General features: G+C 68.2%; 9 protein-coding genes. 3 read left to right on the forward strand and 6 right to left on the reverse strand.

The window, feature by feature from the left end:
* Window positions 1-153: 153 nt before the first annotated feature.
* The 5 genes from OG203_RS14025 to OG203_RS14045 form a co-directional block, all read right to left on the reverse strand.
* Window positions 154-1,773 carry a protein kinase domain-containing protein gene (locus OG203_RS14025; RefSeq protein ID WP_405166081.1) on the reverse strand — a complete coding sequence of 540 codons (1,620 nt, stop codon included), beginning with the start codon at window positions 1,771-1,773 and terminating at the stop codon, window positions 154-156.
* A 112-nt stretch (window positions 1,774-1,885) separates the two neighbouring features.
* Entirely contained in the window at window positions 1,886-2,746 is an 861-nt protein-coding gene (locus OG203_RS14030) for a hypothetical protein (RefSeq protein WP_405166082.1), read from the reverse strand.
* A gap of 19 nt (window positions 2,747-2,765) precedes the next feature.
* The gene (locus OG203_RS14035) at window positions 2,766-5,351 is read right to left on the reverse strand and encodes a protein kinase domain-containing protein (protein WP_405166083.1); all 2,586 of its coding nucleotides are present in this window, start codon (window positions 5,349-5,351) and stop codon (window positions 2,766-2,768) included.
* Between the two features lie 43 nt (window positions 5,352-5,394).
* Window positions 5,395-6,048 carry a response regulator gene (locus OG203_RS14040; protein ID WP_405167872.1) on the reverse strand — a complete coding sequence of 218 codons (654 nt, stop codon included), beginning with the start codon at window positions 6,046-6,048 and terminating at the stop codon, window positions 5,395-5,397.
* Between the two features lie 67 nt (window positions 6,049-6,115).
* Entirely contained in the window at window positions 6,116-7,432 is a 1,317-nt protein-coding gene (locus OG203_RS14045; RefSeq protein ID WP_405166084.1) for a sensor histidine kinase, read from the reverse strand.
* A 157-nt stretch (window positions 7,433-7,589) separates the two neighbouring features.
* Between OG203_RS14045 and OG203_RS14050 the strand changes: the two genes are divergently transcribed.
* The 3 genes from OG203_RS14050 (at window position 7,590) to OG203_RS14060 (ending at window position 11,161) form a co-directional block, all read left to right on the forward strand.
* Complete coding sequence (locus tag OG203_RS14050; RefSeq protein ID WP_405166085.1) at window positions 7,590-7,910, forward strand: hypothetical protein; 321 nt, start codon at window positions 7,590-7,592, stop codon at window positions 7,908-7,910.
* A 69-nt stretch (window positions 7,911-7,979) separates the two neighbouring features.
* Window positions 7,980-8,672 (forward strand): ABC transporter ATP-binding protein, encoded by a 693-nt coding sequence (locus OG203_RS14055; RefSeq protein WP_405166086.1) that lies wholly within the window; start codon window positions 7,980-7,982, stop codon window positions 8,670-8,672.
* The gene (locus OG203_RS14060) at window positions 8,669-11,161 is read left to right on the forward strand and encodes an FtsX-like permease family protein (protein ID WP_405166087.1); all 2,493 of its coding nucleotides are present in this window, start codon (window positions 8,669-8,671) and stop codon (window positions 11,159-11,161) included. The genes OG203_RS14055 and OG203_RS14060 overlap by 4 nt, the downstream gene beginning before the upstream one ends.
* 10 nt (window positions 11,162-11,171) lie before the next feature.
* Here OG203_RS14060 and OG203_RS14065 read toward each other — a convergent pair whose 3' ends face one another.
* Window positions 11,172-13,043, reverse strand: a complete 1,872-nt coding sequence (locus OG203_RS14065) for a serine/threonine-protein kinase (RefSeq protein ID WP_405166088.1) — start codon at window positions 13,041-13,043, stop codon at window positions 11,172-11,174.
* Window positions 13,044-13,193 lie beyond the last annotated feature (150 nt).

Here is a 13,193-nt window from a genome sequence, read left to right on the forward strand (position 1 = left end):
GACAAACCGGATAAAGTTCGGAGAAAGTGAGGTTAGCATAAGCTAATTTCGGAAGAAGGCAAGCGTGTGTCGGCCGCACCGACGTTTGCTATCGGTTCGGCGAGTGTCGAGAATTCACCGGAATCCCCGGTGGGCCAATATCTTTCGCGTACGTCAGTAGATATAGACGAACGCGTTCTCGCCGCCGGTGCAGGTGACCAGACCGTCGCGGGTGACGCACTGCATGGTGTAGTTCTGCTGCGTGGCCGGGCTGAACGCGGTGACCGTTCGGGTGCCGTCGGCGTCGGATCCGGTGCCGTAGGCCTTGCGGAGCTCCTCGGCGAAATCGCACGAGGTGACCCCGTTGCCGATCGCGGAATACGTGAAGCGGCCCGCAGGTGGGTATTTCGTCGCGCATCCCCTGGCGGTGGACGGCACCGGCGCGAGCGTCGGTGCGGTGGCACCGGTGCCGAACGCGGACCGCTGCAACCAGGCGATGACACCCGCGAGGGCGATCACGACGATGAGCGCGACGACAATCCGGAGCCACTTGGTGCGGGACCGGCGCTTCGGTGTGGCAACGGGCTTGTCGGCGCCTGGCGCTACCACGGCAGGTTTCGGGTCCGTGCGACTCGGTCCCGGCTCCTCGACGTGGCGTGGCTCGCGCCGAACCACGTCGCCGCGGTGGCCGACCTCGCGGCTCGGCTCCGGAACCCGGTTCGGCTCCCGCCGAACAACTTCGCCGCGGTGACCCGCCTCGCGGCTCGGATCCTGGCGCGGCATGATCGGGTTTGCCCCTGGCTGACTCGTGCCCGGCTGACGCGAAATCGCGTCCGTGGGAAGGGCATTCGCGCGCAGTTGTTCATGCCCGACGGTCGGGAACACCACGGTGGGCGGCGCCTTCGGCCGCACGGTCCCCATCCGATCGGTCGGCAACTCGGTGACCGCGACGACGGGCCGCCCGGTGAGCGCGGACTTCGCCGCTGACGCCAGCCCACTGGCGGTCGAGTAGCGGTCAAGCGGCCGCTTGGCCATCCCCCTGGCGATCACCTCGTCCAAAGCGGCGGGCACACCAGCTCGGATAACGCTCGGTCGCGGCGGCGGCATCGAAAGATGCATGCGGATAAGCACACTCATCGAGTCGGCACGGAAAGGCTGTGCGCCGGTGAGGCATTCGTACAGCACACAGGCGAGTGAGTAGACGTCGGCGGTGCCGGTGACCGGGCCGTTCTCGAAACGTTCCGGCGCGATGTAGCTGTACGAACCGACCGCGGCGGCACCGGTGCCGGTCATGTCGGGATCCTTCGCTGACCTGGCGATGCCGAAGTCGGCCAGGTAGGCGAAATCCGATGCGGTGACGAGAATGTTGGCGGGCTTGACGTCGCGGTGCACGAGGCCCTCCGCGTGCGCGGCGTCCAGCGCGGCGGCGATCTGCTCGATGATGCCGATCGCGCGGGCCGGGGTCAGCGGTCCGCCGCCACGCAGCACCGAGCGCAGATCGTGGCCGCGCACCAGCCGCATGTCGATGTAGAGCACGCCGTCGATCTCGCCCCAGTCGTGGATCGGGATGACGTGCGGTTCGGCCACCCGCGCGGCCGCCTGCGATTCGCGGCGGAACCGCGCCTGGAACATCGGGTCTTTCGCGAGCGCTTCCGGCAACAGCTTCACCGCGACGACCCGATCCTTCACCGTGTCGTAGGCCTCGTACACCTCGCCCATGCCACCCCGGCCCAACAGCGAGCGCAGCTCATAAGGACCGAATCGAGTCCCGATCCTCGTCTGCGGTCCGTCCACCCCGTCCACCTCCACCTCACGTACGCGACCCGGCCGCACTGTAGGCCCGGCGGCCTACATCCGATACGTCGGGATTTTCCGGGGTACCCGTTACCCGGTCAAGTTAGGCGGATCAGGCCGGACACTGTCCGCCGGACAGCTCGTTCAGGTGCTGGGAGATGAGGGTGGACAGCTTGTCCAGCATCGTCATCCCGTCGGAGAACGCGCCGGAATCCGGCTGTGCCGCGAACGCGATCGCGATCTGACCCGACGGTGTCGAGATCAACCCGAACTGCCGGACCAGGTACGCACCCGAGGCGTCCGGGCCCCAGCCGCCCTTGAACTCGGCGCTGGTGAAGACGCCGAGACCCCAGCGCTGCGCGGCTTGGATCTGTTCCATCAGGTTGATCACCGGCGCGACCTGTGGCAGGCATGGCAGTCGAGAGGCGAACTTGACCTGATCGGCCAGTGACCAATCCGCCTGGCCGAACGCCGAGTTCTCGGGTCTGGTCCTGGTATCGGGCACGGTGGTCTTGCTGTCACCGCCCTCGCGCAGCACCGACTGCACCGCCTGTGCCGCTTCCTGATTGGTGCCGAGCGATTGCCACAGCGTGTCGGCGGCGGCGTTGTCGGACGCGGTGATCGCGGCCGTCGCGGCATAGGTCGTGTTGCCCGCGTTGTGGCGCAGCGCGGCAATCGTCAACGGCACCTTCATGGTTGACCACGCCGGGCCGGTGGTCCAGTCGCCGAAGGTGACCACCTGGTCGCCGCCAACCGGCATGATCGCCATGCCGAGATGTCCGCGCGCACTCGCCTGCAACGTGGCGACGTCCGCGGCCAGGGTGCCGGGAACGTTGATGGACAAACCCTTTTGGTCCGCGTGCGAGGCGGCCTGGGTAATGCTGGTGTCGTCCGAGGATGAACTGTCGGTGCCGGTTCCGCAACCGGACACCAGGAGTACGGCTAATACCGCACCGCTCAATGCTTTTCGCACACGAGCAGTACGGGGTCGATCAATATACATACACCACCGCGTTTTCGCCGCCACTGCATGTGACGAGCTGGCCTTCGCTGAGGCAATTCATCGTGTAGGTCCGGCCGGTGACCGGACTGGTCGCTACTACTGAGCGGGGCGCATCCCGCGAGACCGTGCTCGCGGTGTTCGCCACGGCGTAGGCCTGCCGGACGGCCTCGGCGAACGCGCAGCTCGTCGCGGCGGATCCGGTGGCGGACTTGGTGAATGGGCCCGAGGCCGAGTTGCTCTGATCGCATGGCTTCGCACCGGCGGGCAGGGTGACCGTCGTCGGCTTGGCCGGGGTCGACGCGACCGGCGGCGCCGAGGAACTGCCCGGCGACGGTTGCTGCGGGCCCGCCGTCGGTACCGGAGCACCGGCCTGCTGTTCGGTCGGCTTCGCGACATTGCGGGAACTGAACACCTGCCAGCCGATCGCACCGACGACGGCGATCACCACGATCACCACCACCCCGACCAGGATGGGTAGCACGACGGATCGGCGTTTGCCCGGCTCTTCGTACTGATCTTCCGCTGGCCCATAGTCGTCGTAGTCGTCCGCGTAGCCCTGTTCCCCTTCGTAGCCCTGCTCCGGGTACTCGCGGCGAATCGTGTAGTTGCTCTGCGGCGGTTGCTCGGCGCGGGCATGGCTGCCGTGCGCGGAATACCCTCCGGCACCGTAGTACTCGTCGGGCTCGGAATAGGCCGCCGGAGCGGAGTATCCGGCCGGGGCCGAATAGGCCTGGGTGGCCTGGCAATCGGGGGGATAGTCGTCGGAAGGCGGAGGCGGCGGGAAGCCCGGTGCGTCCGGGAATCGCGTCGTCTCGTACTGCTGGGCGTCCGAATACGCTTGGCCGCCTACGAAGGGGTCATTCTGCGAATATGCCTGCGCCCCAGGATGTTCTGTATGCGGCGGTATGGGCTGTGCCGAGTATGCCTGTGTGCCAGGATGACCCGGATGCGGCTGTCCGCCGGATTGTTCCGGGTATGGCTGTCCGCCGGGCGGTTCTGAATAGCGCTGGGCGCCAGGCTGTTCCGGGTACGGTCGTCCGCCGGGCTGTTCGTCGAACGGCTGACCACCAGGCCGCTCCGAATACGCCTGCCCACCGGGCTGTTCCCCGTACGGCTGCCCACCGGGCCGCTCGGAGTACGGCTGACCACCGGCCTGCTCCGAATATGGCTGACCGCCGGGCTGATCACCGTACGGCTGTCCATCGGGCCGCTCGGAGTACGGCTGTCCCCCGTGTTGCTCCCCGTACGGCTGACCGCCAGGCCGCTCGGAGTACGACTGTCCCCCGTGTTGCTCCCCGTACGGCTGACCGCCAGGTCGCTCGGAGTACGACTGTCCCCCAGGCTGATCCACGAACGGCTGACCACCAGGCCGCTCCGAATACGCCTGCCCGCCGGACTGCTCCGAGTACAGATGCGCGTCAGGAAACGGCCGTACCGGCGGCAGTCCCTGCTCGGGTGTCCACCGCGCGGTCGGCCCGAAGGGGGGTGCGGGCTCCTGCGGTGACGACAGCGTCGTGAACTGGATCTCGGTCGGCCGCACCACGGTCGGCGCGCTCGGCAGGATCACGGCGGAGATCTCGCCGGTCGACTCCGGCGGCACCACCCCCGACCCGCGCGGCGTCCCTGGCGCGCGCACGACAAGCATCGGACCGGTCGGCGGGGGCACGTTGCTCGCGGGCGCGTCTGCCGCGGTGGGCACGTCCGGCAGCGGGGTCGTCGAGGGCGCACTGGAGAGCGCGGCCCGCGCGGCCAAGGCAAGCGCGGCCGCGGTCGGCCATCGATCGGCCGGATCCTTGGCCATGCCGCGGCTGATCACCGCGTCGAGCCCGGCCGGGATGCCCGCCTGCTGTGCGCTCGGTCGCGGCGGCGGATCGGAAAGGTGCGAGCGGATCAGCACATTCATGCTGGCCGCCGGGAACGGCGATGCGCCCGTCAGGCACTCGTGCAGCACGCAGGACAGCGAGTAGATGTCCGCACGGCCGGTGACCTGCGCGACGTCGAATCGTTCCGGCGCCATGTAGATGTAGGAGCCGACGGCCATGCCGACCATCGTGACGGCGCTGTCGCCCTCGGTGTGCGCGATGCCGAAGTCGGCGAGGTAGGCGTAATCCGCCGCGGTGACCAGGATGTTCGCCGGTTTCACGTCGCGATGCACCAGGCCACCCGCGTGCGCGGCGTCCAGCGCGGTCGCGATCTGTTCGATGATGGCGACCGCGCGAACCGGAGTCAGCGGCCCCTCGGTGCGCAGCAGCGTGCGCAGGTCGACGCCGCGCACCAGCAGCATGTCGATGAACAGCACACCGTCGATGACGCCCCAGTCGTGAATGGGCACGATGTGCGGTTCGGCGACCCGGGCGGCCGCCTGCGATTCCCGCCGGAACCGGACCTGATACGCGGGGTCACCCGCGAGTTCCTCGTGCAGCAGCTTGACCGCCACCACGCGATCTTTCACCGTGTCATAGGCCTCGTATACCTCGCCCATGCCCCCCTTGCCCAGCAGCGATCGCAATTCGTACGGCCCAAACCGTGTACCGGTTCTCGGCCCAGGTGCCTCCACCCCGTCAATCCTCCACATCCCGGGCCAGGAGTGCACGCATAACTCTCGCGACGCCTGCCCGTCAAAGAGTGGATTCTCCGGGTGTCACCACCCCGTGGTCAAACGCAAAGACGATCGCGGCGGCCCGATCCCGCAGCTCCAGCTTGCCGAATATGTGTCCGACATGGCTTTTCACGGTGACTTCGGAGATACCCAGTTCGCGGGCGATCTCGGAGTTCACGCGGCCGCGTCCGATCAATTCGAACACTTCGTACTCGCGCGCGGTGAGGTCCGACAGCCGGGCATTCGTGCGTGTCGTGCTCGGCCGCACGCTCCGATACGCCGACAGCACACGTTCGGTGACCGACGGGTCGAGCCACGCGCCGCCGCCCGCGACCATCCGCACCGCGCGAATGAGGTCCTCGGCGGGTGAGTCCTTGAGGATGAACCCGGCCGCGCCCGCCCGCAACGCGCCGGAGAGCAGCTGATCGTCGTCGAACGTGGTCAGCACAAGCACCGGCGGTGATCCGTCGCGCGAGCGCAGGATGCGGGTGGCGTCGATGCCGCCGACGCGTTTCATCCGCAGATCCATCAGCACCACATCGGGCCGCTCGGCCGCCACCGCGGCGAGCACCTCGTCGCCGTCGGCGCATTCGCTCACCACGAACCCGTCGCGGCGGCGCAGGATTCGGCGCAGACCGCCGCGGACCAACTCCTGGTCGTCGACCACCAGCACGGTGACCGCGTCCTCGACGCCCGCGGGCGATGCCGCTAACACCTGACCTCCTGTGCCTTGTGTCGCATCACGCCTCCCGTATCGCCGACGGGCCACCGGCCCATAAGAACGTGCACGCGAATCCCGCGCGGGCCGGAGCGAGCGGAATGGCGGCCCGGACCGACCAGCCTCCGTCGATCGGGCCAGCGATCATTCGACCGCCGAGCAGTTCGGCGCGCTGCACCATCCCCGAGATACCCATTCCAGCGCCCCGCTGCGCGGGCAGCCCGGCGGGCAACGTGTTGTGCACGGTCAATACCGCCGCCGCGGCGTCCACCGCGACCTGAACGAACGCGGACGCACCCGGCGCGTGCTTGATGACATTCGCCAGGGACTCCTGGCCGATCCGGTACAGCGCGAGCCCGACCGCGGGCGAGACCGGGCGCAGATCCTCCGCGCAGACGAATCGCACGTCGAGCCCGGCCCTGGCGAAGTCGCCGACCAAGCCCTCGATGTCCTCGACGCCCGGCTCCGGCACGTGTTTCGACGGCCGCGCGTCGAGCAGCCCGACGGTGCGCCGGATGTCGGCCATGGCCTGGCGGCCGAGCTGCTCGGCCTCGACGAGCGATTCCACCGCCTCGTCGACCTCGCGATCGGTCTGCAACGCGTGCCGCGCCGCGGTGAGATGCAGCAGCGTGATGCTCAGCGAGTGCGCGATCACGTCGTGCACCTCGCGGGCGATCCGGCGGCGTTCCTCGTCGGCGGCCTGTGCCGCGCGGATGTCCTGGTAGCCGCGCTCCTGGTAGAGGAATCGGCGCTGGTATTGCAGCAGCACACCGGCCATCCACCCGAACGCGACACTGACCAGATAGGTCGGCAAGCCCTGGGACAGATGCCCGTAGGTGTCGAACACGATCAGTTCGAGCATCATCGCGGCGGCGGTCGGCACGCTGACCCACTTCGCCGCGATCGCCGACACCTCACCCGCCGCGGCGACGAGCACGAAGGGCGCGAGGTCGGGCGAGACCGGCTGGACGAGGAACAGGGCCTCGGCGATCATCGCGAACACGCCGAGCGTCACCGGCCGGGGAATCACGCCGAGGAACGCGTGCATCGGACCGAACGCCGAGGTCAGCAGCACCGCGAGGATCGGGAGGGCGGTCGGGAAGTAGCTGTGCCGCTGGATCGCCGCCGCGACGGCGACCATCATCAGTGCCACATCGATCACGATCATGACCGACGGCGGGTAATCGAAGGGCATTTCCTCGACCCTGCGCCGGAACGAGGCCACCGGCTGTCGTACGAACTCGGCGACGCGTCCACCGGAACGGCGTAGACCGACGACCACGCGCCGCAACGCGCGGCCTACCAGCCTCGGCTGGGCGGAGACGCCGATCACACCCATGGGGTAAGGCTAACCGCCGGTTCCGGCCCGCACATCGTTCCTGAAGCGGGTCGTTTCTCCTACCGTGGGCGGAGATCAATACGGGTCCCTGGCACGAAGACAGCCCGACCTGCCCGTCCGTAACGTGAGTCACAGCATCACACGGAAGGCGAGGCTCATGTCCTGGAAAGATCAACACGCCCGTACCGAAGTTGTGCACACGGTGCTGGCCCGCGCCGCCGTCGATCCGGCCGATCCGCGGCTGTTCACCGGAATCCCGGATCTGGAGCGGCTGTTCGGCGACGCGGACGGGTTGCTGCTCGCGCTGCGCTACCGCTGGAACATCCACCTCGATGCGAAACTGGATCAGGCGCTGGCCCAAGGACAATCGGTGCTGACGGCCTACCTCGAGTTGGCCGCCGAGCAGCCGGTGCTGCGCGCGGTGCTCGATGCCCAGTATCGTCGCCGCCACCACGCGCCGGAGGCCATGGCGCGATAGTGCGCGACGAGGAACGACCAACTGGTCACCGACCGAACAGGGTGTGGGGCAACGATGTCGAATTCGGCGATGCTCGAGTTAGCCGGGGTTACCAAGGAATATCGGGTCGGCGGGCAGACGGTCCGCGCGCTCGATGAGATCAGCTTGCGCATCGAGCCTGGCCGATTCACCTCGATCATCGGGCCGTCCGGCTCGGGCAAGAGCACGCTGCTGCATCTACTCGGCGCGCTGGACACCCCGGACGCGGGCTCGATCCTGTTCCGAGGCGAGGAGATCGGGTCGCTGGACGACGGGCGCCAGTCCGAGTTCCGCCGCCACCGCGTCGGCTTCATCTTCCAGTTCTTCAACCTGCTGCCCACCCTGTCCGCGTGGGAGAACGTCGCCATCCCGAAGCTGCTGGACGGCACCGGGTTACGCAAGGCCAAGCCGCGCGCGCTGGAGCTGCTCGACCGCGTCGGGTTGAGTGATCGGGCGAACCATCGGCCCGCCGAGCTGTCCGGCGGACAGATGCAGCGGGTCGCGGTGGCTCGGGCGATGATCATGGATCCGCCGCTGATCCTGGCCGACGAGCCCACCGGGAACCTCGATTCCAAGACCGGCGCGGCCATCCTCGAATTGCTCGGCGAGATCACCGGTTCCGGCAATTCGGTGGTGATGGTGACCCACGATATGGGCGCGGTGGCCTACTGCGACCAGGTGATCACGTTGCGCGACGGCCGGATCGGCTCCGACGACACCGTGACGCGATCGGTCAACGCGTGATCGGCGCCGCATGGGATCGATTGCGGCTGTTCAATATCGGCGAACTCCTCGTGCACCGCGGGCGGACCATGATGTCGCTCGTGGTGATGGGGGTGTCGGCGGGCCTGCTCGTCGCGGTGTTCAGCATCTCCGGTTCGGTCACCGGGTCGGTGGACCGCCTCACGCACAGCCTCGGCGGCCGGGCCGCGCTCGAGGTCACCGGCATCACCGACGCGGGCTTCGATCAGCAACTGCTGCAACGGATCGCGACGGCACCGGGAGTCGACAAGGCGGTGCCGATGTTGCGCGCACAGATCGGCGGCGGCCCTGATCGGGCGCTGCTGATCGGGGCCGATCAGAATATCGGCGCGCTGGGCGGCGAGCTGGCCGGGCCGATGACCAAGCAGATCGGCAAGCTGCTCGCGGTCCCCAATGGCGTCCTGGTCGGCGCGGGCATGGGGCACGCGGAGGGCGAACGGTTCACCCTTGGCTCCGGAACCGTCACCGTCGCAGGCGTTCTCGACAAAGCAACGTCGAAGCAGCTCAACGACGGCCACATCGTCGCCGCGCCACTCGGGCTCGCGCAGCAGGTGACCGGGCGGACCGGGCGGCTTGATTCGATCCAGGTCATCCCGGTGCGGGGCACCTCGGTCGATACGTTGCGCGCGGAACTCACCAAGGTCGTGGACGGTCGCGCGGTGGTCGCCGAGCCGAGCCTGCGCACCGCGCAGGCGGGCGGCGCGATCCAGCTGGTGCGGTATTCCACCATGATGGCTTCGGCTGCGGCACTGATCGTTTCGGCGTTCCTCATCTACAACGCCATGAGCATGGCGATCGCCCAGCGCAGGCCGATGCTCTCGCTGCTGCGCGCGATCGGCGGCAAGCGCGGGCCGATGGTGCGAGATCTGCTCGCCGAGGCCGCGCTGCTCGGGGTGCTTGGCGGCGCCGTCGGCGCGGGGATCGGAATCTTCATGGGGCGCATGGCGATCGAACAATTGCCCGTCGCCATCATGTCGTCGGTGGAGGCGCGGACCCAGTACCTGGTACCCGGCTACGCCATTCCGGTGGCGATCCTCGCCTGTGTGGTCGCCAGCGTCAGCGCCGCCGGGCTGGCCGCGCGCCAGGTGTACAAGGTGGAACCCATCGAGGCGCTGGTTCCGGTCGGCGTCGGCCGCACCGACACGACGAGCCCGCTGCTGCGGTGGGCCGCGATCGTGGCCGGTCTCGGGCTGACCGCCGCGGCGATCACGATTGCCGAACTCGATCTCGGCCGCTATTCGCTCGGCGCCATCTCGACCTCGTTCGTCGCCGCCATCGTGCTCTGTTTCGCCGCGACCGGGCCGCTGGTCCGGGCCGCCGCGGCGACCGCGCGCGCGTTCGGCGCGTCCGGGGCCCTCGGCGCGACCACGCTGGAACGGGCGCCGCGTCGGGTGTGGGCGACCGCGATGACGGTGCTGATCGGCGTGGCGGCCACGGTCGCCATGGGTGGCGCGTCGAGGAACATGATCGATTCCGCCACCACGACGTTCGCGGACCTCGGCAAGACCGATCTGTACGTCAGCCCCGCATCGATGGCGGAGTTCCCGACGGGTCCGCTGCTGCCCACCGGGCTGGCGGACAAGATCGCCGCGGTCCCCGGCGTCGCCGCGGTCAGCCCGGCGCAGATGGCCTTCGCCACCCTCGGCACCGGACGCGTGATGCTGCAAGGCTTTCCACCGAACGCGCGCGAATCCCAGATGGGCAGGCTCGATGACGCGGTCGCCGCACGACTGTCCGCCGGTCAGGGCGTGGCGATCTCGCGTGATGTCGCGAAATCACTCGGCATCGGCGTCGGCGCCGAGCTGACCCTGCCGACGCCGACCGGCGAACGCACAGTGACTGTGCTGCAGGTGATTCCGTACTTCTCGGCGGTCTCTGGTGTGGTCATGATGGACCTCGATCTGCTGCGCCGCTGGTACCAGCGGCCGGGCGAGACGGTCGTGACGGTCGACTTCGCGCCGGGCGCGGATCGAGCGGCGGTGCAGGCGGCGATCCGGCAGCTGGTGCCGCCGGAGATACACGTGGACAGCGGGGCCGCCACGGTCACCGCGGCCGTCGCCAGCATTCGGCAGGGCTCGGCGATGAGCAACGCCATCCTCTGGATCGTGGTGCTGGTGGCCACCATTGCCCTGTTGAACACGTTGATGCTGTCGGTGCTCGAACGCCGCAGGGAGCTCGGCGTGCTGCGGGCCATGGGTACCAGCCGTAGGTTCCTGATGCGCTCGGTGCTCGCCGAGGCGGCCGGGATCGGATTGGTCGGTGCCGCATTGGGTCTCGTCGTCGGCATCGCCGTGCAGTACCTGGCCACCGTCGCCATCGGGCACGCGCTGACCATCGACGTCGTCTATCGGCCGAGCCCGATGCTGCTCGTCTACGGCTCGGCCGCGCTGGCGCTCGCGCTGCTCGGTTCGATCCCGCCCGCGCTGCGTGCGGGGCGGATGCCGATCGTCGAGGCGCTGGCCGTCGACTGAATCCCGTTGACTACAAGGGCAAGTCGGCGAACCAGGCCTTGAACTTGGACTGGGTCAGACCCAGCCCGGAGTCCGGCTGACTGTCGGTGAGCGTCACCTTGGCGAAGAACAGATAGCTCGACCGCGCCGGATCGGACTCGAAGCTCACCACCAGGAACCCGTCTGGGAAACTGCTTGCCGACTGCTGCCACCGATAGGTGGTGTAGGACTTGCCGCCATTGCGTTCGGTCGCTTTGGTATTCGACGGCAGGTCGCGCACCGCGGCCTTGGCGGCATCGGGCGTCTTGAAGGCGACCGCGATGAAGTCCGGCTCGTTGATCGGCACACCCCAGCAATTCCAGCCCGTCTCCCACTTCCGGAAGGCGGGCACATCGCTGTCGGTGGATATCTTGTCGCTCGACTTGGCGGTGTCGAAGAAGCAGGTCTTGTCGTGATAACCCTTGCCGCTGCCGAACCCGAATTTGGTGTCGACACCCTGCGGGAGAACATTCGGGAAAGCCTTAGCGACGGTCGTCGGATCCGCCGCCGTGCCCGCCGCGGGCGCCTTGCCGAAGTCCAGTGGTGACGAATCCGATTTACCGAATTTCGCTATCGCGATTCCGGCGGCGACGAGCACGACCACGACGATCAGAATGATCACCACGATCAGGCCCGTATTCGAGCGGCGGGCCGGAGGTGGCGGGTAACCCGGACCGGGATTCGACGGGCCATAACCTACCGGAGGTGGCGAGTAAGACTGTCCGGCAGCGGGATTGGGTGGTGAGTAGCCGTTTCCCAGATTGGCGGAAAACGACTGGCCGACAGCCGCGTTCTGCGGCGAAGCCGAGTAACCGGAGGACGGGAACTGCTGCGCGGCAACCCGATTCGATCCATACTGCGGTGGCGCCGGGTAGGTCGGGCTCGATGTCTGCGGCGGCACATAGGTTGGGCTTGATGTCTGCGGCGGCGAATAGGTCGGGCTCGACGGCGGGTACTGCCCCTGGTTTGGTATCGGCGGCTGAGCGAGCACCGTCGGGGCGGGCTGCGGGATGTATCCCGCCGGTGCCACCTGCGCTGTGAGCGCTTGCCGTGCGGCAGCGGCGAATTCGAGGCAGGACCCGAACCGGTGGTCGGGCCGTTTCGCCATCGCCACCGCGATGACCATGTCCAGCGCGGGCGGCAGGCCCGCCCGCAGCGCGGCCGCCGACGGCGGCGGCAACTGCAGGTGCCCGCGGATGATGTCGGCGGGGGCCGGCGCGTCGAACGGCGCGACGCCGGTCAGCAGCCAGTACAGCGCGCACGCCAGCGAGTACTGGTCGGAACGGTGATCGAGATGCGCGCCGGTCATCTGCTCCGGCGAGGCATAGGCAAGGGTCGCGGTGAACATGCCGGTCTGCGTCAGGTGCGTGGAATCCTCACGCAGCCTGGCGATTCCGAAGTCGGTGAGAAACACCCGCTCCTTGCGCCCACCGCTGGACCTGGCCAGCATGATGTTGGCCGGCTTCACATCGCGATGCAGCACGCCCATGCCGTGCGCGTAATCCAGCGCCCCCGCGACGCCCTCGATGATCTGCACGGCCCGCTCCGGCGGCAGGTTGTGCGGGTTCACCGTCGCCGCGTCGACGCCGTCGACGTACTGCAGGGAGATCCACAGCTGGTCGTCCTCGACGCCGCGGTCGTACACCGCGACGATGTTCGGATGGTCGAGCTGCGCGGCCAGATCGGCCTCCCGCTCGAACCGCGCCCGCACCTCGGTATCGGTGAACAACTCGCGATTGAGCAGCTTCAGCGCGGTTTGCCGTGGCAATCTGGGATGTCGGGCAAGGTACACCGATCCCATGCCACCCTGACCGAGCAGCTTCTCGATGGTGAATCCGGCGAAAATCTCACCGCTGGTCAGCAACACAATCCCTTCAGGTCAACCGCGGCCCCCGGATGTCACGTCCGAGCGCGTCATACAGAGCTTGGAGCATAGCCGCTGACCCCGTGGCCACGCGGTTTCGAATTCTCGGGGAAAATCGGCGAAACTATGGCGGAGACATCATGGTCACGT

Origin of the sequence: Nocardia sp. NBC_01499 (assembly GCF_045040275.1) — a bacterium.
GTDB lineage: Bacteria > Actinomycetota > Actinomycetes > Mycobacteriales > Mycobacteriaceae > Nocardia.

What these genes read in the sequence shown, in the direction of transcription:
- OG203_RS14055 (WP_405166086.1), top strand. Translation starts at nt 7,980, where the DNA reads ATGCTCGAGTTAGCCGGGGTTACCAAGGAATATCGGGTCGGCGGGCAG.
- OG203_RS14045 (WP_405166084.1), bottom strand. Translation starts at nt 7,432, where the DNA reads ATGGGTGTGATCGGCGTCTCCGCCCAGCCGAGGCTGGTAGGCCGCGCG.
- OG203_RS14050 (WP_405166085.1), top strand. Translation starts at nt 7,590, where the DNA reads ATGTCCTGGAAAGATCAACACGCCCGTACCGAAGTTGTGCACACGGTG.
- OG203_RS14035 (WP_405166083.1), bottom strand. Translation starts at nt 5,351, where the DNA reads ATGTGGAGGATTGACGGGGTGGAGGCACCTGGGCCGAGAACCGGTACA.